Source organism: Nonomuraea sp. NPDC052265 (assembly GCF_044547985.1).
Taxonomy (GTDB): Bacteria; Actinomycetota; Actinomycetes; order Streptosporangiales; family Streptosporangiaceae; genus Nonomuraea.
Window position 1 is genome coordinate 142420 of sequence record NZ_JBIUBJ010000010.1, and the last position, 25050, is coordinate 167469.

At 71.2% G+C, this 25050-nt stretch carries 22 protein-coding genes; 9 read left to right on the top strand and 13 right to left on the bottom strand.

Annotated features, from left to right (window positions below; translation table 11 throughout):
* The first annotated feature begins 123 nt into the window (after positions 1-123).
* The 3 genes from ACIHAD_RS27840 to ACIHAD_RS27850 are packed head-to-tail and all read left to right on the top strand — an operon-like array spanning position 124 to position 3558.
* Complete coding sequence (locus ACIHAD_RS27840; RefSeq protein ID WP_397357576.1) at positions 124-909, top strand: hypothetical protein; 786 nt, start codon at positions 124-126, stop codon at positions 907-909.
* Positions 910-922: 13 nt separating this feature from the next.
* On the top strand, positions 923-2809 hold the full coding sequence (locus ACIHAD_RS27845; RefSeq protein WP_397357577.1) for a fumarate reductase/succinate dehydrogenase flavoprotein subunit: 1887 nt from the start codon (positions 923-925) through the stop codon (positions 2807-2809).
* Entirely contained in the window at positions 2806-3558 is a 753-nt protein-coding gene (locus tag ACIHAD_RS27850; protein WP_352324162.1) for a succinate dehydrogenase/fumarate reductase iron-sulfur subunit, read from the top strand. The genes ACIHAD_RS27845 and ACIHAD_RS27850 overlap by 4 nt, the downstream gene beginning before the upstream one ends.
* A gap of 55 nt (positions 3559-3613) precedes the next feature.
* Here ACIHAD_RS27850 and ACIHAD_RS27855 read toward each other — a convergent pair whose 3' ends face one another.
* On the bottom strand, positions 3614-4975 hold the full coding sequence (locus ACIHAD_RS27855; RefSeq protein ID WP_397357578.1) for a hypothetical protein: 1362 nt from the start codon (positions 4973-4975) through the stop codon (positions 3614-3616).
* 114 nt (positions 4976-5089) lie between these two features.
* Here ACIHAD_RS27855 and ACIHAD_RS27860 point away from each other — a divergent pair, with 114 nt between their 5' ends.
* Together ACIHAD_RS27860 and ACIHAD_RS27865 are read left to right on the top strand one after the other, a co-directional pair.
* Entirely contained in the window at positions 5090-5296 is a 207-nt protein-coding gene (locus tag ACIHAD_RS27860) for a hypothetical protein (RefSeq protein ID WP_397357579.1), read from the top strand.
* A 768-nt stretch (positions 5297-6064) separates the two neighbouring features.
* A complete protein-coding gene (locus tag ACIHAD_RS27865) occupies positions 6065-6364 on the top strand; it encodes a hypothetical protein (protein ID WP_397357580.1) in 300 nt (99 codons plus the stop codon).
* 692 nt (positions 6365-7056) lie between these two features.
* Here the strand turns inward: ACIHAD_RS27865 and ACIHAD_RS27870 are convergent.
* The 9 genes from ACIHAD_RS27870 to ACIHAD_RS27910 all read right to left on the bottom strand — a co-directional run bounded on the left by ACIHAD_RS27870 (position 7057) and on the right by ACIHAD_RS27910 (position 18713).
* Entirely contained in the window at positions 7057-7449 is a 393-nt protein-coding gene (locus tag ACIHAD_RS27870; protein WP_397357581.1) for a (deoxy)nucleoside triphosphate pyrophosphohydrolase, read from the bottom strand.
* Positions 7450-7462: 13 nt separating this feature from the next.
* On the bottom strand, positions 7463-8560 hold the full coding sequence (locus ACIHAD_RS27875; RefSeq protein WP_397357582.1) for an NlpC/P60 family protein: 1098 nt from the start codon (positions 8558-8560) through the stop codon (positions 7463-7465).
* A gap of 2 nt (positions 8561-8562) precedes the next feature.
* Positions 8563-9186: a hypothetical protein gene (locus ACIHAD_RS27880; RefSeq protein WP_397357583.1), complete on the bottom strand. Its 624-nt coding sequence runs from the start codon at positions 9184-9186 to the stop codon at positions 8563-8565.
* 2 nt (positions 9187-9188) lie between these two features.
* The gene (locus ACIHAD_RS27885) at positions 9189-11525 is read right to left on the bottom strand and encodes a type IV secretion system protein (protein WP_397357584.1); all 2337 of its coding nucleotides are present in this window, start codon (positions 11523-11525) and stop codon (positions 9189-9191) included.
* Positions 11522-13999: an ATP-binding protein gene (locus ACIHAD_RS27890; protein WP_397357585.1), complete on the bottom strand. Its 2478-nt coding sequence runs from the start codon at positions 13997-13999 to the stop codon at positions 11522-11524. Before ACIHAD_RS27890 ends, ACIHAD_RS27885 begins: the two co-directional genes overlap by 4 nt.
* A 47-nt stretch (positions 14000-14046) precedes the next feature.
* Positions 14047-16656 (bottom strand): TcpE family conjugal transfer membrane protein, encoded by a 2610-nt coding sequence (locus ACIHAD_RS27895; protein WP_397357586.1) that lies wholly within the window; start codon positions 16654-16656, stop codon positions 14047-14049.
* A gap of 55 nt (positions 16657-16711) precedes the next feature.
* Positions 16712-16957, bottom strand: coding sequence for a hypothetical protein (locus ACIHAD_RS27900; protein WP_397357718.1), 246 nt, complete (start codon positions 16955-16957; stop codon positions 16712-16714).
* 81 nt (positions 16958-17038) lie between these two features.
* Positions 17039-17983, bottom strand: coding sequence for a conjugal transfer protein (locus ACIHAD_RS27905; RefSeq protein ID WP_397357587.1), 945 nt, complete (start codon positions 17981-17983; stop codon positions 17039-17041).
* A 430-nt stretch (positions 17984-18413) separates the two neighbouring features.
* On the bottom strand, positions 18414-18713 hold the full coding sequence (locus ACIHAD_RS27910) for a hypothetical protein (RefSeq protein WP_397357588.1): 300 nt from the start codon (positions 18711-18713) through the stop codon (positions 18414-18416).
* Between the two features lie 197 nt (positions 18714-18910).
* Here ACIHAD_RS27910 and ACIHAD_RS27915 point away from each other — a divergent pair, with 197 nt between their 5' ends.
* The gene (locus tag ACIHAD_RS27915) at positions 18911-19201 is read left to right on the top strand and encodes a hypothetical protein (RefSeq protein ID WP_397357589.1); all 291 of its coding nucleotides are present in this window, start codon (positions 18911-18913) and stop codon (positions 19199-19201) included.
* A gap of 6 nt (positions 19202-19207) precedes the next feature.
* Here the strand turns inward: ACIHAD_RS27915 and ychF are convergent, their stop codons facing one another.
* A complete protein-coding gene (gene ychF / locus ACIHAD_RS27920; RefSeq protein ID WP_397357590.1) occupies positions 19208-20284 on the bottom strand; it encodes a redox-regulated ATPase YchF in 1077 nt (358 codons plus the stop codon).
* A gap of 11 nt (positions 20285-20295) precedes the next feature.
* On the bottom strand, positions 20296-21036 hold the full coding sequence (locus tag ACIHAD_RS27925) for a hypothetical protein (RefSeq protein ID WP_397357591.1): 741 nt from the start codon (positions 21034-21036) through the stop codon (positions 20296-20298).
* 95 nt (positions 21037-21131) lie between these two features.
* On the opposite strand from ACIHAD_RS27925, the gene ACIHAD_RS27930 reads away from it, so the two are divergent.
* Positions 21132-22388, top strand: coding sequence for a DNA recombination protein RmuC (locus ACIHAD_RS27930; protein WP_397357592.1), 1257 nt, complete (start codon positions 21132-21134; stop codon positions 22386-22388).
* A 14-nt stretch (positions 22389-22402) separates the two neighbouring features.
* On the top strand, positions 22403-22912 hold the full coding sequence (locus tag ACIHAD_RS27935) for a DUF6542 domain-containing protein (RefSeq protein ID WP_397357593.1): 510 nt from the start codon (positions 22403-22405) through the stop codon (positions 22910-22912).
* Here ACIHAD_RS27935 and ACIHAD_RS27940 read toward each other — a convergent pair.
* Positions 22909-23874, bottom strand: coding sequence for a 4-hydroxy-3-methylbut-2-enyl diphosphate reductase (locus ACIHAD_RS27940; protein WP_397357594.1), 966 nt, complete (start codon positions 23872-23874; stop codon positions 22909-22911). The genes ACIHAD_RS27935 and ACIHAD_RS27940 overlap by 4 nt on opposite strands.
* A 100-nt stretch (positions 23875-23974) precedes the next feature.
* Here ACIHAD_RS27940 and ACIHAD_RS27945 point away from each other — a divergent pair, with 100 nt between their 5' ends.
* Complete coding sequence (locus tag ACIHAD_RS27945) at positions 23975-25048, top strand: hypothetical protein (RefSeq protein WP_397357595.1); 1074 nt, start codon at positions 23975-23977, stop codon at positions 25046-25048.
* The last annotated feature ends 2 nt before the right edge of the window (positions 25049-25050 follow it).

Below are 25050 nucleotides of genomic sequence, written 5' to 3' on the forward strand. Positions count from 1 at the left end.
GTCGTCGTAACGTATCCCCCACCAACGCGCGCCCAGAGCGGTACCGCACCCGCCGTACGCGCGCCCAGCGAAACGACCCGGACCCCCTTGTGTGCAGGTCCGCGGGAGGTGGAGAGGTCCGCGATGACCCAGACGACGCCCGAAGCCCCGGTCAGAAGGCAGCGTGCCCAGGTCAAGGTGCGCACGCTGCGCACCGACAGGTGGTGGCTGGTCCCGCTGCTGACGTTCCTCGGGCTCAGCTCGTTCCTTGTCTACGGCGTATGGGCGATCATCGACGGCAGTTATTTCGTCGATCCGTACATCGCCCCGTTCGCCTCGCCCTGCCTGACCACGGCGTGCCCCGAGGGCGCGCGGCTGTTCGGGTGGGCACCGATCGGCGACTGGTTCACCCTGCCGCCGGGGCTGCTCATCCTCGGCCTGCCGGGCGGGTTCCGGCTGACGTGCTACTACTACCGCAAGTCGTACTACCGCTCGTTCTGGCTGTCGCCGGCCGCCTGCGCCGTCCAGGAGCCGCACGGCAAGTACACCGGTGAGACCCGGTTCCCGCTCATCCTGCAGAACATCCACCGGTACTTCTTCTACGCCGCCATCGTGATCGGCCTCGTCCTGGCCTACGACGCCGTCCTGGCGCTCGTCCACAAGCCGCAGGGGCTCGGCACCTGGGTCCTGGTCGTCAACGCCGTGCTGATCAACACGTACACGCTGTCGTGCCACTCGTGCCGGCACATCACCGCGGGCAGGCTCAACCACTTCTCCCGTCACCCGCTGCGCTACCGGGCCTGGACGTTCGTCTCCAAGCTCAACGCCAAGCACCAGCAGCTCGCCTGGGCCTCGATGTTCTCGGTCATGATCGCCGACTTCTACGTCCGCATGGTCGCCAAGGGCGTCATCGCCTTCCCGTTCGCATAAAGGACTTCTTCAAGTGGAAATCGAGCGTCACGAATACGACGTCGTCGTCATCGGTGCGGGCGGCGCCGGGCTGCGGGCCGCCATCGAGGCCCGCCAGCAGGGCAAGCGCACGGCGATCGTCTGCAAGTCGCTGTTCGGCAAGGCCCACACCGTCATGGCCGAAGGCGGCGCGGCCGCCGCCATGGGGAACGTCAACCCCGACGACAACTGGATGGTGCACTTCCGTGACACCATGCGGGGCGGCAAGTTCCTCAACAACTGGCGCATGGCCGAGCTGCACGCCAAGGAGGCCCCCGACCGCGTCTGGGAGCTGGAGGCGTGGGGCGCGCTGTTCGACCGCACCAAGGACGGCAAGATCAGCCAGCGGAACTTCGGCGGTCACGAGTACCCGCGGCTCGCACACGTGGGCGACCGTACCGGCCTGGAGCTGATCCGCACCCTCCAGCAGCGGGTCGTCGCGCTGCAGCAGGAGGACTTCGAGACGCACGGCGACCACGAGGCCTACATCAAGGTCTTCGCCGAGTGCACGGTCACCCGCCTGCTCAAGGACGGCGACCGCATCTCCGGCGCGTTCGGCTACTGGCGTGAGACCGGCAACTTCCTGCTCTTCGACGCCCCCGCCGTGGTCCTGGCCACCGGCGGCATCGGCAAGTCGTACGTCGTCACCTCCAACTCCTGGGAGTACACCGGCGACGGCCACGCCCTGGCGCTGCTCGCCGGCGCCAACCTGATCAACATGGAGTTCATCCAGTTCCACCCCACCGGAATGGTCTGGCCTCCGTCCGTGCGCGGCATCCTCGTCACCGAGTCCGTCCGGGGCGACGGCGGCGTGCTGCGCAACTCCGAGGGCAGGCGCTTCATGTTCGACTACATCCCCGAGGTGTTCAAGGACAAGTACGCCACCACCGAGGAGGAGGGCGACCGCTGGTACAACGACCAGGCCAACAACCGGCGCCCGCCGGAGCTGCTGCCGCGTGACGAGGTGGCCCGCGCGATCAACTCCGAGGTCAAGGCCGGCCGCGGATCCCCCCAGGGCGGCGTCTTCCTCGACGTCTCGACCCGCCTACCGGCCGAGGAGATCAAGAAGCGGCTGCCGTCGATGCACCACCAGTTCAAGGAGCTGGCCGACGTCGACATCACCGCCGAGCCCATGCAGGTGGGCCCGACCTGCCACTACATCATGGGCGGCGTCGAGGTGGACGCCGACACCGGCGCGGCGGCCGTACCCGGGCTGTTCGCGGCGGGCGAGGTGTCCGGCGGCATGCACGGCTCCAACCGGCTGGGCGGCAACTCGCTGTCCGACCTGCTGGTGTTCGGGCGGCGCGCGGGCGCGGGCGCGGCGGCCTACGTCGACGGCCTCAAGGGCCGCCCCAAGATCGTCCAGGAGCTCGTGGACGCGGCCCGCGAGGAGGCCCTGGCGCCCCTCCAGCGCGACGGCGAGAACCCGTACGAGGTGCACCACGAGCTCCAGCGGACCATGAACGAGCTGGTCGGCATCATCCGCAAGGCCGAAGAGGTCTCCGAGGCCATGGAGGTCGTGGAGAAGCTCAAGGAGCGTGTGCGCCAGGTCGGCGCGGCCGGCTCGCGGATCTACAACCCCGGCTGGCACCTGGCGATCGACCTGCGGAACATGGTGCTGGTCTCCGAGTGCGTGGCCCGCGCCGCCCTCCTGCGCGAGGAGAGCCGCGGCGGCCACACGCGCGACGACTTCCCCGGGATGAATCCGGAATGGCGCCGCAAGCTGCTCGTCTGCTCCACCGCGGACGGCAGCAGCGTCCAGGTCGCGGAGAAGACCCAGCCGTCCATGCGCGGCGACCTGATCACCCTGTTCGACAGGGACGAGCTGAAGAAGTACCTCACCGACGAAGAGATGGCCGAGTTCGACGGGATTGCCGAATGAGTTACAAGGCGAAGTTCAAGGTCTGGCGTGGTGAGGGCGGCGAGGGCAAGCTTGAGGACTTCACCGTCGAGGTGAACGAGGGCGAGGTCGTCCTCGACATCATCCACAGGCTCCAGGCGACGCAGGCCCCCGACCTGGCGGTGCGCTGGAACTGCAAGGCCGGCAAGTGCGGCTCGTGCAGCATGGAGATCAACGGCAAGCCGCGCCTGGGCTGCATGACCCGGATGTCCACCTTCTCCGAGGACGAGACCATCACGGTCACCCCGATGCGGACCTTCCCCGTCATCAAGGACCTGGTCACCGACGTGTCCTTCAACTACCAGAAGGCCCGCGAGATCCCCTCGTTCACCCCGCCGGCGGGCGTGCGGCCGGGCGAGTACCGCATGCAGCAGGTGGACGTCGAGCGCTCGCAGGAGTTCCGCAAGTGCATCGAGTGCTTCATGTGCAACAACGTCTGCCACGTGATCCGCGACCACGAGGAGAACAAGCCGGCCTTCGCCGGTCCGCGCTTCCTCATGCGGATCGCCGAGCTGGACATGCACCCCTACGACGTGGCCGACCGGCAGGAGTCCGCCCAGGAGGAGCACGGGCTCGGCTACTGCAACATCACCAAGTGCTGCACCGAGGTCTGCCCCGAGCACATCAAGATCACTGACAACGCGCTGATCCCGATGAAGGAGCGCGTGGCCGACCGGAAGTACGACCCGCTGGTCTGGCTGGGCAACAAGATCTTCAAGCGCGCCAAGTAGGCGGCGACACGGAAGCGGGGGCCGGATCGGATCCGGCCCCCGCTTCCGTTCTGTGCTACTTGCGGCCCCAGCGCTTCTTCTTGTGCTTCGGGTCCGGCATCTCCTTGGTGGCGCCCTCCGGCGGCTGCGGCGGCAACGGCTGGACGACCGTCGCGGCGTCCCCCTCCGGCGGCAGGTACGGCGGCGGCAGGTACCCCTCGGGCGGCCCCGGCTGCCGGGGTTGCGCGGGCTGCTTCGGCTCGAACAGCGACGGGCCCTGCTGCCAGGGCTCGGAGTCGCCGCTCTCGGCAGCCGCGGCCGGGGCGAGCGGGAACTCGCGCTCGTCCTCGTACGGCTTCCCGCCGCCCGGCGGGATGTCGGCCGGCGGCTGCTCGGCCGGGATCAGCGGCTCGAACGGGTCACGGTAGTCCTGGGTGGACTGCGGGGGCTCGCTGTAGGAGTCGAACTCGTCGGGGTGCAGCACGACGGGCTCGGGCGCGGTCGCGGGCATGTTCGCGGGCACGGTCGGCGCCGGCTCGGGCGCGTAGCCGCCCTGGTGCCCGTACGGGTCGTGGTAGGCCGGGTCGTGGTAGGCCGGGCCGTAGCCGGGCTGGCCGGTCGGGTAGGTCTGGACCGGGACGAAGCTGATGATCGGCGCGTACGCCGTGCCGCCCGGGTAACCGGGGGCGGGGAAGGACGCCGTGGCGTAACCGGGGCCCGCGGGGTAGCCGGGCGGCGGCACGTCCGGGCGGCCCATCGGGGAGCCCATCGGGGGGCCCGCCTTGCGCACGGCCGCCGCGTGGGCCATGCGGCGCAGCCGTCCCTCGAAGATGAGCACCGCGAACAGCGCGAGCAGGACCAGCACCAGCGCCGGGATGCTGAGCTTCTGCGTCAGCGACTTCTGGTCGAACTCCGGCGCGGCATTGCGCACCTCGAGCTGGACCGAGTCCGTGGTCGGGGCGGTGTCGCTCGGCTGCGTGGCGGCCGTGGTGGGCGAGTCCGTCGGCGCGACGGACGGCATCTCGACGGAGGTCTCCGTCGCCTCCTCCGTGGGCAGCGGCCCCGCCGTGGTCTGTGCGGTGGGCAGGGGCGCCAGCGGCTGCTGCGTCGTCTCCTGGACGGGCGGGGGCGTGGGTGCGGTGGTGGTCTTGGGTGGCTTCGGTGCCTTCGTGGTCTTCGACGGGCCCGCCGTGACGGTGTGGGTGATCGTCGTCTCCGGCGCCTCCTCCGGCGTCGGCGTGCCTAACGTCGTCGTGACCGTGACCGTGGTCTGCGGATCGCAGGTCTCGCCCGCGTCGCACGGCTCCACCGCCGGGTCGAAGGCCGCGCGGCTGACAGAGGCGCTCGCGCTCTGACCGACGAACGGAGCCACGCCGACACCCGTCAGCCCGAGCGCCAGGACGATCGCGGACACGGCCGTCGCTCGCGTGCGTGCCACCGGAGCCCTCCGCATAGTCCCGGAACCTTGGTCAAGGGAATACTAGTCGGGTCAAAGCAACAGTAAAGACGGAATTACCATACGTTTCGCGGCTTATGCCTGCGTTGGGCTTTCGTGACCAGCCACAAGGCGCCCAGCAGCACGCCGATGGCCCCGATGACCAGCGGGAAACCGCGCGGCCCGTCCAGCGGGCTGGCGTACGCGACGGGACGTACGGGTTTCCGCGCCGCCACGACCTGCACCGGCCAAGGTGCCCCGCCCGACTCCGGCGCCAGACTCACCACCCCCGGGCTCCCACCCGCGACCGCCCCCGTCTGCTGACCACCCGGCCCCCCACCGGCAGCCACCCCCCAAGGCGCCACCCCACCGGCCCCGCTCCCAGGCACCACACCACCGGCCACACCACCCGGCGCCACCCCACCGGGTGCCACGCCCCCAGGCACACCACCCGCCACACCCCCCGGCATCACGCCACCGGGCACACCACCGGGCACACCACCGGCCACGCCACCGGGCAGGCTCTGATGCAGCGCCCCCGGCACCCCACCCGGCACGCTCCCGGGGAGACTCCCCACCGCACCGCCGGGCAAGCTCCCCGCCGCACCGCTGTGCGCGCGGCCGGTCGCCCCGGGCACAAGGCCCTGCCCCACGCCTCCAGCCTGCGGGAACGCCCCCAGAGTCCCGCCCTTACCTCCCGCCTGCGGGAGCGCCCCCAGACCTCCCACCCGCGGGAGCGCCCCTTGGGCACCGCCCGAGCCCCCCGTTCGCGGGAGCGCCCCTCGGACGCCGCCCGAGCCCCCCGTTCGCGGGATCTGCGCTCCGCCTCCCACTCGGGGCACCGCCTCTTGCGCTCCGCCGATGGTTCCCAAGCCCGCGGCTGCTCCGGGCAGGGCGGGCCGTCCCGCCGTCGCACCACCCGCCCCCAGGAGGCCGCCTCGCGTCTTCCCTCCGGCCCCCGGAACCAGCCCGGCGACACCGCCGGCCCCCTGCTGCCCTCGTACGCCCGCCCACGGCCCACCCTGTACGCCGCCCGGCCGCCTCCGGTTGTGCGGAGCCTCAGCCGGAACGGGCACCGCCTGGCCGCTCATCGTGGCGGCCTCGCGCGGCATCTCCTCGGCGACCTGCATGGACGCGGACCTGTTCATGGTGGTCAGTCCACCGGAGGGCGTCCGCATCCTGGCCACCGCCGCGAGCACCACCTCCTTGGCCCCGGCAGGCGCCTGGAAGATCACGTCCAACGTCAGCTCCCCGGAGACCCTCCCAAGGGTGCAGACCCGCGCGCCGGGCAGCGTACCGCTACCGGCGGCCGAGCCCTCCGTACCGACGAGGGCCCGCGCGGCCAGCATCCCAGCCGCCTCCCGCCCACCACCGGCCTGCGCCCCGCCCTGACCACCCTCAGCCCGAGCCACACCCTGCCCGCCACCGACCTGCGGCTCGCCCTGAGCCCCCGGCGCCCCCGGCGCTCCCGGCGCTCCCGGCGCTCCCGGCGGTTCCGGCGGTTCCAGGCCCAACTGCGCCGCTTCCCGGTCGGCCCCCACCGGCGGCACGCTTTGACCGGCCTCCGCCCGCGTCAGGCGGCGCCCCGGCGAGGGCCGCCACGCCTCCCGCTCGTCCGCCAACGCACCGGCCTCCGGGCCCACCGCGTCTCCGGCACTCCACGGCCCCGGCGCGGGATCCCCTCCCGGAGCCGGAACCGAGAACGGAACCGCCCCTCCCCCGTCAAAAGCCTCGGAACCGTCAACCCCATCGACCGACAGCCGGTAAGCGCCCGAGGACGTCGGGCAGGCCACCCCCGCCAGCGCCTCCGCCGGACTGGTGGCCACCGCGACCTTGGCCCCCTTGCCCATCCCGTTGAGCCGGACCCTGAAACGCTGGACGTCACCCGTCCTGATCCACTTCCCCACACCCTCGGGGCCGCTCACGCGTTCGAGCACGAGCGTCACCCCCGCCGCCGCCACGGGCACAGAGGGCAGCGCCACCAGGATCAACGCTCCAGAAAGGATCCAGCCACGCCGCATCACTCCACTCCCCCACTGCGACAAATCACGTGTAGTAATCGTTATGTCACAGAGAGAGACGGTCTAATCCTGCTGCAGCAGACTCTCCACAGTCTTCATGATCGGCAGGTCGGCTCCCAGCCACTCCACGTCGTAGTACTCCCCCGGCCCCAGCCAGCGCAGCGCCAGGTGCTCACGGGCCTCGGGCGTGCCGGAGGTGAGCGTGGCCAGCCAGACGCGCAGGACGTACCCGTCCGACAACGCCCAGTCCTCGCCCACGCGCGCGCCCACCGTGATCTCCACGCCGAGCTCCTCGCGGCACTCCCGGACCAGCGCGGCGACCTCGCTCTCACCCGGGTCCACCTTGCCGCCGGGGAACTCCCAGCCGCCGGCCAGCGCGGCGGGCGCGGCCCGCTGTGCGGCCAGCACCTTGCCGCCCGGCGCGACGATCACCGCCGCGACCACGATCGTGCTCATGCGTTCGTCATCCTCACAGTGCTGGATTCTGCAGCTTCTTGAGCTGGTCGAGCACATCGGGGTTCTGCAGGGGACGGGTGAAGCCCACCTTGTTGTCACGTGCCTGGTAGCTCGTGACCTTGATCGGCCCGCACAGCGTGCACCGGGCCTCCACCATCTTGCCCTTGGAGACGACCAGCCCGACATGGCCCGGATTGTCGGCCGACGTGCCCGGACCGGCGTTGAAGAACACCAGGTCCCCGGGCTGCTCCTGCCCCGCCGACACCTTCACCCCGAACGGCCACTGCGTGAACGTCGTGCGCGGGATGCTCAGCCCGGCGGCCCGGTAGGCCGCGTAGATGATGCCCGAGCAGTCGAACGCGTCCGGCCCGGTGCCGCCCCACAGGTACGGCTTGCCGCGCTGCGCCAGCGCGAACTGGAGGATCTTGGCCACGACCTCGCTGGGCGCGGCCGCCACCAGGGGGTCGTCGCACTCCTCGGAAGCCTGCGGCGGCACCTCCACCGCACCCGACTTGGCGTACTTCCTGGCGATCTCCTCGACCTGGTCGACGTACCACCAGGCGCGGTTGTAGGTGAACAGGGCCCGCCGGACGTTCTCGGGCGCGCCGTTGCGCTTGAGCATCTTGGCGGCCCCGAGGATGGCGTCGGCGGGGTTGTAGATGTCGCCCACACCGTCGCCGTCGCCGTCGGAGGCGTACCCGTTGAACGTCGAGGACATCGGGACCTGCGCCTTGCCGCCCCACGTCGAGATCAGGAACTGCATCGGGCCGGCCGCGCCCGCGTAGTTGGTGCCGCTCTTGACACCGGGCAGGTCGGAGCGTCCGTGGTCGGTCTCGCGCTTGCCCACGGCGGCCAGGATCGTCCACTGGACGCCGATCTTCTTGCCCCACTTCTTGTACAGGTCGAGGTAGTCGCCCGGGATGTCGGCGGCGCCCGAGTCGGACACCTCCTGCACCTGGGAGCCGCCCTCGCAGTCGACCGAGCCCTCGCCGCCGCCGTTCAGGAAGGACGGCATCGTGACCAGCAGCATCGGCGAGATGATGACGGCGGCCAGGAGCAAGGTCCCGGCGAGACCGAGGAGCAGCGCCAGGCGGGTTCGGGAGGACTTCACCGCTAGCTGTCCCCGTCCTGGCCCTCGGTGGCGGGCAGCACGTCGAAGATCCGCCAGTCGGCGCCGAGCTGGCTCACCGTGACCGCAAGGTCTACGACGTCCTGCCGGCTGCCGCTCTTCGCGGTGACCTGCCTGGTCTCGGTCACGACGAAGACGATGGAGGTCTTCTCGATCTGCCTGATCTCCTTCAGCCTTGCCGTGGCCTGGGAGACGACCTGGTCGTCGCGGTTCTGCTGGACGGTGCCCGCCGAGGTGAGCGTCCGGGCGAGGATGTTGCCCAGCTCGGCGGTGGTGAACGTCTTGACCCTCGTCGCGTACGCGGCCGGGTCCTCGTCGTACCTGAAGGTGCCGTAGACGGCGGTGAAGCGCTCGGCGAGGTCCGCCGCGGCGGCGAGCTGCTCCTTCTTCATCGGCAGGTACGAGTAGACGTCGAACGGCGCGGCACTGGCCGTGGCCAGCGGCTTGCTCGTCGCCGAGGGCGCGGACGCGGACGTCGTGCCCGTGGCCGGGGCCTGCTCGGGCGGATCGTCCGAGCTCGGCCACATCGTCAGGTAGACGCCGACCGCGGCGATGACCACCACGATGGCGGCGAAGGCCAGCCCGCGCTTGTCACCGGACTGCGCCATGGTCAGTCCTTGCCTCGGTTGGGCTTGAGCCAGAACGGCACCGACGGATCGTCACCCGAGCCGCCGTTGCCGCTGCTGCTCAGCCACAGCGGCGGCGCCTCGGACGAACGGGACGACGGCTCGTCCGACCCGAAGATCCTGGGCCCCGACGACGCGCCGGACGGCCGGGACGCCGACCCCCCGGACCTGGACCCGCCACCGGACCCACCACCGTTCCTGGGCCCGCCGCCGCCGAAGAACCCGCCACCGGACCCGCCGGAGCCGGCGCCCGAACCGCCGCCGAACAGCCCGCCACCGGAACCACCCGCACGCGACCCCGAAGACCGCGAGCCGCCGGACCCGCCGCCGGACCCGCCGAACCGGGAGCCGCGCGAGCCGCCCGAGGAGCCGTTACGCGAACCGCCGGAAGCACCGCCCCGCGAGGCCCATCCGCCACCCGACCGGCCGCCGAACCAACCACCGCCACCGCCGCCGGAACCGCCGCCCGAGGCCGTGGCACCCGCGGCCATGCCCCCGGACGGCGTGCCGCCCGAGGCCGCCGCGCCGGAGCCGGCGCGGGCGCCGCCCGTCGCCGGGCCGCGCGTCCTGCCGGGCTGGCCGCCGAGGTTGAGCGGGGGCGCGGTGCCCCTGCGGGGTTCGAGCGGGGGCCGGGCCCCCGCCTTGCCGCCCTGCTGGTCGGTGTCCAGCGGCGCGGCCGCCACCGGCATCCGGGTGCCCGCCGAGACGCCCTCGCCCTCCTCGCCGCGCATCCGCGCCTGGGCGACCGCGGCGCCGGCCGCCGCACCCGCGCCGCTGCCGGCGGCCGCCGCCCTGATGAGCGGCTCGGCCTTGCGCAGGCCCCACCGTCCGAGCTTGGCCCCGGCGACCGGTGGCAGCACGTTCGCGGCCCGCTCCAGCACGGGCGAGCTCGCGGCGTCGCCGAGCATGCGGGTGGTGACCGTGTGGCCGCTCAGGGACGCGAACAGGTGCTGGAACGGACGCCGGTAGAAGAACACCGCGATCGTCAGCAGCGCCATGAACAGCACCTGGAGACCCCAGGGCATGGCCGTGGAGATGATCAGCGCGTACCCGTAGACCAGGACGCTGAGGACGAGCGTCAGCACCGCCTGCCTGAGCAGCGTGCCGACGAGCATCTCCACCCAGCGCATGGCGATGATGCGCCCACTGCCCGGATGGACGCCGACCAGCAGGAACACCGGCCCGAGTATCAGCAGCAGCAGGAAGCCCACCTTGAGCACCAGCAGCGAGACCGCCACCAGGAAGATCAGCAACCCGGCCACCACCGCCGCGATGAGCGCGCCGACGGCCACGCCGAGCCTGCTCGACCAGTCGCGGCCGGAGAAGACGGTGTAGCGGGAGTCGTTCTTGAGCAGCTCGGCGACCTTGGCGTACTCGGCCTGGTGGGCGGCGATGTCGGGAGCGGGCTGACCGGCCACGGCCGGGGCGATCGACTGGGTCTCCAGCATCTTGCGCCCGAAGTCGCGCACGATCGGCTGCTGCGGGTCGGCGGTGCCGAACATGCCCACCAGCCACGGTTTGCAGACCAGCGTGGACCACAGCGCGTCGGCGTTCTGGTCGACGCCCGCGGTGCCCGTCTGGCCGTAGCCGCCCGGTTTGACCTGCGGGTTCGTCTGGCCGGGCGGTGGCAGGCAGGACGCGCCGCCCGCGCCCGGCAGGCCGGAGAAGGCGGAGTTGACCACTTCGCCCGTCTTGTCGGTCACGACCTTGCCGAGCCCGGTGAAGTCGCCCGGCCGGCTGAAGAACCACACGGCCACGGTGACCGCGAGGACCATCCAGATCACGCCTTCGGCGGTGGTGGTGGCCCGTTTGCGGATCAGGCCGTACCAGGCGAGCCAGATCGCGCCGAGGATCACGATCGGCCGCAGGAACGGCCAGTACATGGCCTCGGACAGGTTCTGGACGATGTCGTCGACGACGTCCTTGATCGACTGGAGCGGTCCTTCCGTCGCCGCCGCCTGGTACGTCGTGATCGTCAGCCGGTCGATGGCCTTGGCCGCGGTGAAGACGCCGTTGGCCCACATGTTGCCGAGCACGGCGACGTAGTCGGAGCAGCCCAGCCCGTGGGTCTGCCAGAACTGGCCGGCCATGCCGAACTGGCCGTAGTTCGTCGTCGGGGCCTGGACGCCGCCCGCGGGAGGCGGCGGCTGGATCATGCCGTCGGTGCCGCCGCCGATCATCTCGGGGTTGAGCGACCCCGACAGGTCACAGGGCGCCGCGGCGACGGGCGTGGAGAAACCGCCCACCACCAGCGGAACCACGAGGACGGCACTGACCAGCGCCAGTGCCAGCGCCAGTCGTCGGGATAGTCGGATCTTCATGACCGCACCTCCTGCGCCCTGCCCACGCCCCCTCGAAGATCATCATGCCCGCCACCGTCCGGTTTGTCGTGTGTCGGGTTCGTGTCGAGCCAGCGGAGCAGTTCTTCGGAGATCAGGTCTACTCCGATGCGCCCGGCTCTGCCATCCAGATCGCGGAATACGCATTCGCCGTTGCCGAGCGAGCGGAGCACGGCCTTGTGCTCCTCCGACGGCTCCACGCCGAGCAGCGACATGACGTGGTCCACCTCCACCCTTTCGGTGGAACGGAACGCGAACACCGAGGACAGACAGTTGGTCACCTGCTCGTTCAGCAGGTCTCCGGCGTTCTGGGAGACCAGGACGAGCGCGGTGTTCCGGGACCGGCCCATACGGCTGACCTCGGGCACGAGCTTGGCGCCCTCGGGCGTGGAGGTGATCGCCCACGCCTCGTCCAGGAAGATGGCTTTGGGGGCGCGCCGGTCGAGGCCGTTCATCAGCCTGCGGGCGAACTGCGAGACCAGGTAGAGCAGCGCCACCGAGAGCCGCTGCTCATAGGAGTAGTCGTCCCTGGTCGTCGCCACGTCGGGCAGCGTCAGCCCGCCCAGGGTGAACACGGTCGTCCAGCCCTCGCTGTCGATCTGGTCGCCGCCCGAGGGGTCGAAGCAGAGCCGGGCCAGGTGCATCTCCGACATGGAACGCAGTACCGCGCCCAGGTTCTTGGAGGCCGGGTCGTCGGCCTGCTCCAGGTAGTCGACCACCTTGCCCAGCGACGGGTCGGACCCGTTGGAGACCGCGGCCACCGCCTGGATCATCGCCGACTCGCGCTCCTCCGACATGCGCGGGAGCAGCAGCCGCAGCGTCTCGGTCGCCATGGTCTTCTTCGCCGCGATGTCGTCGCCGAACGAGAACGGGTCGAGCAGCCCCGGCGCCGCCGAGCCCAGCGGGATCACCCTGGCCTTGCGCCCGCGCTTCTCCAGGAGCTGGACCAGCGACTCGGCGTCGCCCTTCGGGTCGATCACCGCGACCGTGACCCCGCGCAGCGCCATCTGGTAGATCATCAGCAGCGCGAGCGTCGTCTTGCCGCCGCCCGGCTCGCCGGTGATCGCGATGGCGGTCGGCCGGTTGCGGCTCGCGGCCAGCAGCGGGTCGAAGTGCACGATGCTGCGCGCCCTGCCGACCGTCTCCCCGATGTACGGCCCGAGCCAGCCCTCGCTGCCGTCGTCGAGCCGGTCGCCGAGGTCGACGGTGGCCGTGGCCATGCCGCCCGCGATCGTCCGCAGCGGCTGGCGCTGGGCGTAGGCGTTGACGCGCACCTTCTCGCCCGGCAGCGCCTCGCAGAACAGCGAGAACTGGTCGCCGGTCGAGTTCACCACGTCGATGCCCATGTCGCGGTAGTGCTCGACGACCGCCTCGACCCGCTGCACGCAGATGTCCTCGGTGGGGGCCGAGACGATCAGGCGGTGCCAGCCGTACACGAAGGGCAGTCGTTCCTTGGTGATGCCGTGTTCGAGCATGCGGGCCGCGTCGATCTGCTCGGCCAGCGCGATCGGCGCCTCCGCGCCCGCCTCGCGGATGTGGTGGTCCATGTCGCGGGCGTGGGCCAGCTTGCGCGCGACGTCCTTCGACGCCTTGACCGGCGGGATCAGCCGCATCCTGGACGAGATCTCCACCGGGAAGGGAAGCTGGTCGGCGAAGTGCATCCACGGCTCGCCGTCGGGGAACGGCATGAGGTCGGGGAAGCGGGCGAAGGACAGGTGGGCCACGTACGAGTCGCCCTGCGGCTGCACGATCCGCAGCAGCGACCTGCCGTTGTGGATCTCGCCCTCGACCAGCGACTCGATCTCGCCCTTGCCCCAGCGCCGCTTTGGGCTGGCCGAGGGCGCAGGGTCGCCGAGCGCTCCGGCGGCGGCGTGCTGGAACAGCCAGGCCACCTCGACGGACGTGGCGTGCCTGGCGTACAGCGCGCTGGAGGCCAGCGCCCTGCCCAGCCGTTCGGCCGACTCCGTCCAGCGGCCGATCTCGCTGTCCGGGACGTGGTCGTCCTCCACGCCGAGCGCCTTCTCGGTCTTCTGGTAGAAGCCGAGGAGCTGGGCGAGCACGCCGCTGCCGAGCTGCTTGCCGCGCGGCCCGAGGCGGACGCCCAGGTAGACCTCCTTCGACCAGAAGTCCTTCGCCCAGACGTGCCGGTACATCTCCTCCAGGTAGTCGCGCCAGCCCGACCCCTCGTCGGACGTGGCGTTGAGCGCCATCGCCCACTCGGCCGCCGGGTAGGTGCGGTGCGCGACCCGCAGGTGGACCTCGGCGTCGGGCATCCTGATCGCGGCCAGCGCGATCGTGACGTTGGTGGCCAGCGCCTCGCGCTCCTCCGGCGTGACGAACTCGTAGCTGACCGTCGGAAGCCGGAAGTACGCCCACGCGCAGGTGTCCGTGAGCAGGATGCGGTCGTCGAAGTACCGGACCGCGAGGCGCTGGTGCCCTCGGGACGCCCTGCTCATGCCGCCCCCTCGGCGCATGAACGGGCCAGACCTGCTCGCATGTTCACTTAACGCTCACCGATTCTCGTGCCCGGGGGGTCACTCGCCAACTCCTCTTCGCTCGGTCGGACGGTCTGTCCGTGTGCCTGTACCGCGAAGCCTGCAACCACGACGCCGGCGAGGGCGAGGTAGGCCCGCCGTCCGGCCGCGCGCAACTGACCGGGATCGACGATCTCCGCGCCGCCGGGCGCCAGCCCGTCCTCCCACGGGACCCTGACGATGGCCCGGCACCTGCCTCTGGCCACCGCCTCCGCCTGCTCGACGTCGGCCATCGAACGCCTGCTCACGCCGTTGACGACCATCACCGCACGCCTGCGCAGCTCGCCGCACCCGTGCCCGTCCAGCCATTCGTACGTCATCGCGACCGCCTCCGCCGCCTCCTCGCTCGCCGGGACCACCAGCACGAGCTGGTCGGCGTACGGCAGGATGCGGGCCGCGAGCGCGGCGGCCGGGTCGATGACCGACAGCTTGTAGTGGCGGTCGAGCAGGCGCATCGACTCGCCGAGGCGGTGGTCGGAGAAGAAGCTGCGGTCGGCGAGCCGCTGCTCGGCGCCCGCGTCGGTGTCGGCCGAGACGACCTCCAGGCCGGAGGCGGTGCGGGTGGTGAAGCCCCGCATCGTCAGGTAGCCGCTGACCTGGTCGAGCCCGGACAGCAGCGACGTCAGGGTCTCGGGCGTCTCCGGCTCGATCCTGCTGGTCAGGGTCGTGCCGCCGGTGTTGGCGTCGACGGCGACGATCCGGTCGTCACGGTAGGTGGCGAAGGTGTGGCCGAGCATGAGCGCCGTCGTGGACTGGCCCGCGCCGCCGGTGCAGCCGAGCACCACGATCCGCCGGCTCCCGCCGAACACGGCCCTGGCCCTGGCCTCGTCGATCTCGGACCCGTCGGTTCGTACGCCGCCTCCGCCCACCACGACCTGGGCGATCCTGCGCCATCCGCCGGAGTCGCGGCCCACGACGGACTCGACCCTGCGCACCCGCCCCTCGGCGGGCCTGCCCTCGCCTGGCCTGGGAACCGGCACGGGCGCCACGAACCCCCCGGCCCTGTCCCCGGCTCTCCCGCCGACGGACCGCTGCCGCGCCGCCACTTCCCGCACCGGCTCATCCCGGACAGGCTCTTCCCGGACGGGTTCGTCCCGGAGAGGCTCCTTGCGGACAGGTTCCTTGCGGGCAGGCTCGTCCCGGGTCTCGCCGGGAGCGCCATGCGCCAGGGAGGCCGCCTCCTCCTCGGCACCAGCCTGCCTCTCGGAAGCGGCCGTGCCGGCGGGAGTGTCCCGCTCAGCGCCGGCGTCGTCCGGGGCGGGGGCGTCCGCCTGGGCGGTGCCGGGCTCCTCGTAGGACGCGTCCACTTCGGCGGCGGCCTGCCCGACAGCAGTGTCGCCGCTGACAGCGGTGCCGCGATCAGCGGGAGCGCCGCCTTCGTCGCCGGGAGACCGTTCAGCGGGGGGAGCGTCGTCCCCTGTGACGTCCGTGTGGGCGGTGGGCTTGGGGATCTGGTCCTCAAGGCGGAGGGTCGGCCCGGAGAGGGGCTTGGCGTCGGGGTCGACCGGGGGCCAGGAACGCTGCGCGCCCAGGATCACCGTCCCGGGGCCGCCTCGCGGCGGCTGCCCCTTCCTGTGCTGGTCGCGCGCGATCGCGTTCTCGTCCTCGCGGCCTTCGCCTTCGGGACGGTCGCCGGCACCCTGGCGACGCTCGTCCGCGCCCGCACGGCGTTCGCCCTCCGAGCGCCCGGACGCCTCCGGAGGGGCGTCGGCGCTGGCGGCGAGCCTGCGCAGCCGCCGCAGGGCCTCGGTGTCGATCGGCTTGCCGGACACGGGCCTGCGCCCCTCCACCGGCCGGATCGGCACGACCGCCCCGCGATCGCCCCGCGCCTCACCCGGCGCCCGGTCCGCCCCGGAGTCCGCCGGGAGGGCGCCGCCGGTGAGCTCGCGGCTGGCCAGCTCTCCGGCGGCGACGTCGTGCTCGACCGGCGGCAGCGCCGGTCCGTTCTCATCCCCGGGGACCAGGACCAGCGGCACGTCCCGCCCGAAGGCCTGGGCGGCACGGCGGGCCTGCGGCCCCAGCGCGGGAGCCGTGCCCCGCCTGGTACGCGACCCCCACCCGGTACGGGCCTCGGCCACCGGCGCCTGCTGGGCGGCCGCCGCCGCGGCGGCCACGGCGGGACGCACCTGGCGCGGCCCGGTGATCCGCTGCCCCTCGCGCCTGCGCTGCGGCTGGCCGGACTTGCGCGCCGCCTTCGCCTTGACCCGGACCGGAGTGGTACGCCACACGCGCCCGGAGAACGTGACCGCCTCGGGCTCGGAGGTGGGCGCGAGCCGGTACCAGGCCTTGGGCTGGCCCAGGTAGCGGAGCTGGGATTCAAGAAGCTCGGTGAGCCGCTTCCCCTCGATGACGGGACGCGTGGACAACCACGTCACGATCCCCGGCGGGACCAGGAACAACACGTGCCACGGCATGGCCACCGGCACGCCCACCAGGATCAGCAGGAGGGACCACGGCACGAACACCCCGACGAACACGCCGATCCAGACGATGGGGAGCGGCATCGGGAGGCGAAGGTCGTAGAGCTTGTAGAGCCGCTTCTCGATGCGCCAGATGTTCGTATACGTGGGCAGGTCCACGCAGTCCTCCTCTCCACCCGCTCGTACATGACCGCCCTGGAGCGGTCTCAACCCTTTACTTGATGCCCAGAGCGCCCGCGATCGCCTTCGCCGTCACCTCGATGATGTTGGGAACGTAGAAGATCACTCCGATGGCCACCGCCAGGATGAGGAACTGGACGAAACGCGTGATCTCGCGGGTGAAGAGGAAGAAGAGCGCGACCACGGAGACGACGACCAGGAACAACGGGGCGAAGAAGGCACGCAGGAAGTTGGCGAGCCCTCCGGTGTCAATGCCGGTCGGCGGCGGCGACGGCGTCATTTCGATCAAGGTGAGCACTACGGTCTTCAACGTCACTTCTTGTCCTCCCGGGGGGTACCGAACAACAGCGCGGCCGTGCGTCTATCCAACGGCCCGACCAGCGCCGCGGATGTCGGCGACGTACCACTTGTCGCCCTGCTTCTCCACGGCGAGGCGGTAGGCCTGCTCCAGCCGCCCGCCGACGGCGGCCGGGTCGGTGGCACTGGGCGTGGCAGGAGCGTCGCCGTTGGGCACGATCCACACCACGACCGCCTGGATCTCTCGGGTGGCACCCCCCACAGGCACCACGATGTCCTTCAACTCCGCGAAGGTGAATGCGCTGCCGAAGCTCGGCAGGGTCTTCCCGGCGGCCACATAGCGCTGCAGCCCGGCGGTGTCGCCGGAGGCGTAGTCCTTGAAGAAGCCCTCCAGTTGCGGCTTGAGCTCGGCCGCCGCCGCGTCGTCGGTCTCCGGCCTGGCGAGCTGCGGGAGGTCGGCCGGAGCCGGCGCGGGCAGGATCGCCGGGCGGCCCGAGATGACGAACCGCCTGCCGTTGTCGTCGCCGGAGCAGTAGATCGGGACCGACAGCATGAGCCGGCGCGGCCCGGACTGGAAAGCCACGCTCACCACGGCGTTCTGGGCGTCGGTCGCCTCGATGTCGTACGGCTGGATCGCGACGGCGGCCATCTTGCCGAAGCCGTCCCACCACATCTGCGCGTCCATGCCCTCGGCCAGGAACGCCGCCAGTTTCCTGGTCCTGCTGGCCGCGTCTTCCGGGCTGAAATTCAGATAGACCCCCGCGAACTGGGCGGCGAAAGCCATGCCCTGGTCAGCGGGGAATCCCTTGTGCGCCACGGCGGCGCCATTCGTCGTCGTGGGCTCTTGCTGGGCAAACCGCTCAAATGGGGCACGAATCCCATTCACCACGATAACCACAATAAGCGCCCAAAGAATGATGCGGCCGGCCCAAACCAGCCACCGTCCGCCGCCGCCGGACCAGCCGCCCCGACGTGGCCTGCGCGAGGGCGGCGCGTCGAAGTCAGCCATGTCCGGGCGCGCGGAAAGCTCGGGCTCGCCCGCGATCCGAGGATCGTGCTGGACGGTAGACCTACGAGCCATCATGCCTCCGCTCGCGCCGATCCCCCCGGTTGGCGCGGTGTCGTCCGTTGCCGATCCCCATCATCCGCGGTGAAGTAGTCACCCTATCCGGTCCCGCCATTCTTCCAGGAAAGCCACGCCCATGCTGCAGGCATGACCGCCCTGACGGCAAACCGGATCCGTATGGCAGGCCTCAGTGCCGCTTCCTGTCACTTACCGGTGGAATCACCATTTGACCAGGCCAGACGCCTAATTCCGCCTAGCGCGGCAGACATGGATACCTGTCCAAAACGGGCATAGATGCTCCCGACCTGCGCATTTGGCATGAGAGGGGGACAGAGGGTGTTATGCACCACTTCTGGGGTACGACAACCTCGGCTCAGGCGGGCTCGGGGTCCTGGCCCGCGTGCGCCCGGCGACGGCTGTGCAGGTCGACGACCGTGGGCGAGACCGCGCGCTCCAGCGACCCCCGGAGGTCGGCGAGCATTGAGGCGGCGTCCCGCTCCCGCATGCGGCTGGCCAGCTCGTTGCGCTCGTCGACCTTCCTTCGCAGGTAGGCCTCACGGTTGACGCGCAGCCCGTACATGAGCTCGACCCTGATCAGGGCCAGCTCCTCCTCCAGGCTGATGCCCGCGAGTGTGGGCGCCGGACGTCGCTTCCGGATGATGCGTCGGATCATGAGGGCCTCCCGAGTCAGCGTGAACGCCGTGACGATTCGACGCGTAGGGCCCCAAAGTGGTTGACGCCTCAGTTGTCCCGGAATCACATAATCCCGGAAGGGCCTGCGCGTTCGTCGTCCGGACGATGGGCTTTCGACGGCGATCCGCCGGTAACCTAGCGTAGCGAAAGTTAGCCCACCGTGATTGGACTGATGTGATGCGTCGCCTCGCCGCCGCCCTCCTGCCCGCCGCTGCGCTCGCCGCGTTCGCCCTCACCGCCCCCTCCCCGGCCGCCGCCGCGCCCTCCTGGGTCACCGACAGCGAGTGCACCGGCGCGGGCGGCAAGGTCACCCCCGTCGGCCGCGGCAAGGCCGTGTGCCAGGGGGGCACGTACGCGAACGAGCTCATCCACTTCGACAAGAAGCCCGCCGGCAACAGCGGCGGCGGCGGAGGTGGCCTCCCGCTCAGCGGCGGCCCCGCGGCCCTGCTCGGCGGGCTGCTCGGATAGCGCGGATCAGACGTTGAAGCGGAACTCCACCACGTCGCCGTCGCGCATGACGTAGTCCTTGCCCTCGATCCGGGCCTTGCCCGCGGATCGGGCAGCGGCGATGGAGCCCACCTCGACCAGGTCGTCGAAGGAGACCACCTCGGCCTTGATGAAGCCGCGCTGGAAGTCGGTGTGGATCACGCCGGCCGCCTCGGGCGCCGTGGCGCCCTTGCGGATCGTCCAGGCCCTGGTCTCCTTCGGGCCTGCGGTCAGGTAGGTCTGCAGGCCCAGCGTCTCGAAGCCGACCCGGGCGAGCTGGCGCAGGCCCGACTCCTCCTGGCCGACCGACTGGAGCAGCTCCAGGGCCTCCTCCTCGTCGAGCTCGACCAGCTCGGACTCGATCTTGGCGTCGAGGAAGACGGCCTCGGCGGGGGCGACGATGGCCGACAGCTGCTCCTTGAGCGCGGTGTCGGTCAGCTCGTCGGCGTCGAGGTTGAAGACGTAGAGGAAGGGCTTGGCGGTGAGCAGGTGGAGCTCGCGCAGCTCCTCCCGGTCGAGACCGCTCTCGAAGATGGTCCTGCCGGTCTCCAGGACGGCCAGCGCGGCCTCGGCGGCCTCCAGCGCGGCCTTCTTGTCCTTGTTGTTGCGCGCCTCCTTCTGCAGGCGCGGAACGGCCTTCTCGACCGTCTGCAGGTCGGCCATGATCAGCTCGGTGTTGATGGTCTCGATGTCCCGCTTGGGGGAGATCTCGCCGTCGACGTGCGTGACGTCGGGGTCGCCGAAGACGCGGATGACCTGGCAGATCGCGTCGGTGTCGCGGATGTTGGCGAGGAACTGGTTGCCCCTCCCCTGCCCCTCGGAGGCCCCCTTGACCAGGCCCGCGATGTCGACGAACTCGACCTTGGCGGGCAGGATGCGGGCCGAGCCGAAGATCTCGGCCAGCTTGGGCAGGCGGTCGTCGGGCACGCCCACGATCCCCACGTTGGGCTCGATGGTGGCGAACGGGTAGTTCGCGGCGAGTGCGTTGCCGGTCTTGGTCAGCGCGTTGAAGAGCGTGGACTTACCGACGTTGGGCAGGCCGACGATGCCGATGGAAAGGCTCACGGACAGCGAGTTTACTTGCTGAGCAGGTGCAGGCAGGTCACCGGACGGTACGTCCCGGGCGCCGCGCGCAGGTAGCGCTGGGCGTCGGACGGGCAGGCCGAGGGCGTGGCCTCGAAGGAGACGACGCGGGCCCAGGCGGCGGACGAGCCGCAGGCGGCCCTGGTCACCGCCGACCTGGCGACCACGTCGGCGGCCGGTCTGGCCACGCACGCGCCCACGGCGAGCACCTGACCGCCGACGCCCAGGCAGACGACGTCCGCTCCGCTTTCGAGCGTGTCGAGGGTGGTCGAGGGGCATTCGTGCGCGGACGAGGTGATCGCGATGGATCTGCCGTACCAGCCGGAGCCCGCGCACGGACGTTCCCGGCCGTCGAGCGCCACGCAGTCGCCGGGTCCGAGCACGCCGCCGCCACCACCGGGCGCGCCGGCGTGCGGGGCCAGGAAGGACCGTACGCAGGCCGTGCGGCCCAGGCCGATGCGGAGCACGTCGTCGGTGTCGTCGGGGCAGTCGGCGGGCAGCGGCGGGTCGTGGGCGATGGCCAGCACCTCGGAGTCGCCGCCGTTGCAGGCGATCAGCGCGTAGCGGTCGGTCACGCAGGCGCCGGGCGTCCAGCGCAGCGTCGGACGGGTGGCCGCGGGCGCCTCGGCGCCGCCGGGAGCGCCGCCGGGACCGGTGATCACAGCTCCGGCCAGGGCGATCAGGGCCACCGACACCGCGGACACGGCGGCGGCGAGCCGCGGATCGGTAGCCATGTCAATACTGTGCGTGACGGATCAGTCGGCGCACAAGCGGAATCCGCAAGCGTGTCGGGAAGATCCAGACGCGATGTGCTGCAATCATCGTTGGAGTGGATGTCGTCTCGCTGCTCATCGGGCTCGCCCTCGGACTCCTCGTCGGCTTCCTGGTCGCCAGGACCCGCGCGGCGGTGCGGGTCGCCGAGGCCGACGCGCGGGCCAGGTCGGCCGCCGAGAAGCTGGTCTACGTCGAGGAGCAGCTCGCCGAGCGTTTCCAGGCCCTGTCCACGCGCGCCCTCGACGTCAACAACGTGCGTTTCCTCGAACTGGCCGAGACCCGGCTCTCGGCCAGCCGCGCCGAGGCCGCCGGCGATCTCGACCAGCGCAGGCAGGCCGTCGAGCACCTGGTCGAGCCGCTGAGGGAGGCGCTCGCGCGGGTCGAGTCGCAGCTTCGCGACACCGAGGCAGGGCAGCGGGCGGCGCGGGCGGAGCTGGCCAAGCAGATGGAGTTCGTGCAGCAGAGCAACGAGCAGCTGCGCTCGCAGACGACCGCGCTGGTCCGGGCCCTGCAGCGGCCCGAGGCCCGCGGGCGGTGGGGCGAGCTGCAACTGCGCCGGGTGGCCGAGATCGCCGGGATGCAGCGCCACTGCGACTTCGAGGAGCAGGTCGTCGAGGGCGCGATGCGTCCCGACATGGTGGTCAGGCTGGCGGGCGGCAAGAACATTGTGGTCGACTCCAAGGTCTCGCTGGCGGCCTACCTGGAGGCGGCCGAGGCGGGTGACGAGTCGCTGGCGACCGTCCGGCTCGACGCGCACGCCAGGCATGTGCGCGAGCACGTCGACCGGCTGGCGGCCAAGGCGTACTGGCAGGGGTTCAACCCGTCGCCGGAGTTCGTGGTGCTGTTCATCCCGGGCGAGGCGTTCCTCGCGCCCGCGCTCGAACGCGACCCCGCGCTGCTGGAGTACGCCATGACGCGGCGGGTGCACATCGCCACGCCGACCACGCTGATCACGATGTTGCGCACCGCCCACTACGCCTGGCAGCAGGCCGCGCTGAGCGAGAACGCCCGGGCGGTGTTCGAGCTGGGCAAGGAGCTGTACGAGCGGCTGGCGTCCCTCGGCAGGAACGTGGAGTCGCTGGGCAAGGCGCTGACCCGGGCGGTGGAGGCGTACAACAAGTCGGTCGGTTCGCTCGAAAGCCGCGTCCTGGTCACCGCACGCAAACTCCACGATCTCGGCGTCGTGGACGGCGATCTGGACGCCCCCGACATGCTCGAAGGGCTGCCGCGCCCCCTGGCCTCGCCCGAACTGCTCGAAACCACGTCTCTCATTTCGCACTCGAACGGTAAGTTGGCAGGCGGGTCGCCGTAAACGGGGGTGGGACAGTGGCAGAGAAGGGCAGGCGCTCCGGCGTCAGGCTGACCGCTCGCGGCGCCATCGCGCTCATCCTGGTCGCCACCCTGGCGGGCTATGTCCTGACCGCGGTGCTCGGCCTGTCCTACCTGGTGGGGGCCGCGTTCGTGGTGTCGTGCCTGCTCGGCGCGCTCCTGGTCAACAAACGCGAGCTGCTGTCTCTGGTGGTCACGCCGCCGCTGGTGTTCTTCTGCGCGACGCTCTTCGTCGAGCTCGGGCGCGCCTTCGGCTCGGTGTCGATCGTGCAGTCGCTGGCCCTCGGCCTGTACGGCTCGCTGACCCGCGGCGCGCCCTGGCTGTTCGCCGGGTCGGCGATCGTGCTGGCCGTGGCCTGGCGGCGCGGCCTGCGCGACAACGTGCGGGAGCTGCGCGAGGAGCTGAAGGCGGGCGCGGAGATGCCGCGCCCGCGACAGCCGTTCGTGCCCGAGCCGGAGGGCTACTTCGAGCCCAAGGTCTACGGCACCCCGCGCGGCGACGACTAGGACACGCGAAGGTCCTTGCGCAGCTCGTGCGGCAGCGCGAAGCGCATGCTCTCCTGCACCGACTCGACCTCGCGCACGTCGCCGAAGCCGTGGCCGGCCAGCCGCTCGAGCACCTCGTCGACCAGTTCCTCCGGCACCGACGCGCCGCTGGTCACGCCGACCGTGGTGACGCCTTCGAGCCATTCGTCCTGGATGAAGCCGGCGTTGTCCACCAGGTAGGCGGCCTCGGCGCCGTAGTCCTTGGCCACCTCGACCAGGCGCTTGGAGTTGGAGGAGTTCTCCGACCCGACCACGATCACGAGCTGGGCCTCGGCGGCGATCTCCTTCACCGCGACCTGCCGGTTCTGGGTGGCGTAGCAGATGTCGTCGCTCGGCGGGTCGAGCAGGGTGGGGAAGCGCTCCTTGAGGCGGGCGACCGTCTCGGTGGTCTCGTCGACCGACAGGGTGGTCTGCGAGAGCCACACGAGCTTGTCGGGGTCCTTCACCTGGACCTTCCCGACCGAGTCGAGGCCGTCGACGAGCTGGATGTGATCGGGGGCCTCACCCGAGGTGCCCTCGACCTCTTCGTGGCCTTCGTGCCCGATGAGCAGGATGTCGTAGTCCTGGGCGGCGAACCGCTTGGCCTCGTTGTGCACCTTCGTGACCAGCGGGCAGGTGGCGTCGATGGTGCGCAGGCCGCGCTGCCTGGCCTCCTCGTGCACGGTCGGCGAGACGCCGTGGGCCGAGAACACCACGATCTCGCCCTCGGGCACCTCATCGGTCTCCTCGACGAAGATGGCGCCCCTGGCCTCCAGCGTCTTGACGACGTGGGTGTTGTGCACGATCTGCTTGCGGACGTAGACCGGCGCGCCGTACTGCTCCAGGGCCTTCTCGACCGCTACCACGGCTCGATCGACTCCGGCACAGTAGCCGCGCGGCTTGGCTACGAGTACTCGGCGGGAAGTGGGGGTCTGGGGCTCCATACTTCTTATGCTACGTGGAGCGGCCATCAGGGCTGCGCGTGCGTGGTCGCCCGCCGTTTGCCAGACTGGCCGTCCAATACAGACCTCCCAGGGAGACGTCATGTCCCTCAGCGACGTGATACGCAACATCGCCAGAACCGTTACCAACAAGGACGAACTCAAGGAGAAGGCCAAGGACCTGCCACTGCTCGTCGTCCAGACCACGCTCAGCGCCGCCGGGCAGGCGTTGCTGGTGGTGGACCGGGTGAAGAACTCCATCAAGGGGCTGGGCTCGAAGGAGGAGCGCGAGGAGGAGCAGGAGTCACGTCCCTCCATCGCCGAGCAGGTCGCCGCTCCCCCGGCCGAGGACGAGAAGCCGGCGCGCAAGGAGCCGGTGATCTTCACGCCGCGTCCGGAGGCCGCGCCCAACGGGTCGGCCAAGCGCAAGCCGGACCCGGTCATCTTCGCCCCCGCCGGCAAGACCGCCACCAAGCCGGAGACCGCGCCGGAGACCGCCCCGGAGACCGCGCCCAAGACGGAGGCCACCGCCAAGACGGAGGCTCCGGCCAAGACGGAGGCCGAGCCCAAGGCGGAAACCCCGACGGAGACCCCGGCGGAGGCCGAGGTCAAGCCCGCCGTCGAGCCCAAGCCCGCCGTCGAGCCCAAGCCCGCCGTCGAGCCCGCGCCCGCCGTCGAGGCGGAGGTCGCGCCTGAGGCCGCCGCCGCCGAGGCTGCTCCCGAGGTCGTCGAGCCCGCCGACAAGAGCGCCGCGAAGCCCGCCAGGAGCACCAAGGGCACGAAGACCGCCAAGAGCACGAAGGCCACCACGACCGCCAAGCCCGCGAAGGCGACGAAGGCCGCCAAGCCCGCCGTCGAGCCCAGCGCCGAGCCCGCCGCCGTCACCGAGCAGCCCGAACCCGCCGCCGCGCCCCAGGACGGCGTCCTCAAGGCCGCCGCGGAGGCCGTCACCGAGCCGGCCGCCCCCTTGGACGAGCCCAAGGCCGTCCCGGACGACCTGGCCGAGCCGCTGCCCGGCTACTCCGAGCTGACCGTGGCCTCCCTGCGGGCCAGGATGCGCGGAAAGTCCGCCGAGCAGATCGGCGACTACCTGGCCTACGAGCGCGCCACCCAGGCCCGCGACGAGGTCGTGCGCATGTTCGAGAAGCGGCTGACCAAGCTGCGGACCGGGGAGTAGTC

Coding starts and splice junctions, on each gene's coding strand:
- ACIHAD_RS27915 (WP_397357589.1), top strand. CDS start 18,911: ATGCGTCGCCTCGCCGCCGCCCTCCTGCCCGCCGCTGCGCTCGCCGCG.
- ACIHAD_RS27840 (WP_397357576.1), top strand. CDS start 124: ATGACCCAGACGACGCCCGAAGCCCCGGTCAGAAGGCAGCGTGCCCAG.
- ACIHAD_RS27900 (WP_397357718.1), bottom strand. CDS start 16,957: ATGACGCCGTCGCCGCCGCCGACCGGCATTGACACCGGAGGGCTCGCC.
- ACIHAD_RS27870 (WP_397357581.1), bottom strand. CDS start 7,449: ATGAGCACGATCGTGGTCGCGGCGGTGATCGTCGCGCCGGGCGGCAAG.
- ACIHAD_RS27850 (WP_352324162.1), top strand. CDS start 2,806: ATGAGTTACAAGGCGAAGTTCAAGGTCTGGCGTGGTGAGGGCGGCGAG.
- ACIHAD_RS27890 (WP_397357585.1), bottom strand. CDS start 13,999: ATGAGCAGGGCGTCCCGAGGGCACCAGCGCCTCGCGGTCCGGTACTTC.
- ACIHAD_RS27905 (WP_397357587.1), bottom strand. CDS start 17,983: ATGGCTGACTTCGACGCGCCGCCCTCGCGCAGGCCACGTCGGGGCGGC.
- ACIHAD_RS27910 (WP_397357588.1), bottom strand. CDS start 18,713: ATGATCCGACGCATCATCCGGAAGCGACGTCCGGCGCCCACACTCGCG.
- ACIHAD_RS27940 (WP_397357594.1), bottom strand. CDS start 23,874: ATGGAGCCCCAGACCCCCACTTCCCGCCGAGTACTCGTAGCCAAGCCG.
- ACIHAD_RS27880 (WP_397357583.1), bottom strand. CDS start 9,186: ATGGCGCAGTCCGGTGACAAGCGCGGGCTGGCCTTCGCCGCCATCGTG.
- ACIHAD_RS27945 (WP_397357595.1), top strand. CDS start 23,975: ATGTCCCTCAGCGACGTGATACGCAACATCGCCAGAACCGTTACCAAC.
- ACIHAD_RS27885 (WP_397357584.1), bottom strand. CDS start 11,525: ATGAAGATCCGACTATCCCGACGACTGGCGCTGGCACTGGCGCTGGTC.
- ACIHAD_RS27925 (WP_397357591.1), bottom strand. CDS start 21,036: ATGGCTACCGATCCGCGGCTCGCCGCCGCCGTGTCCGCGGTGTCGGTG.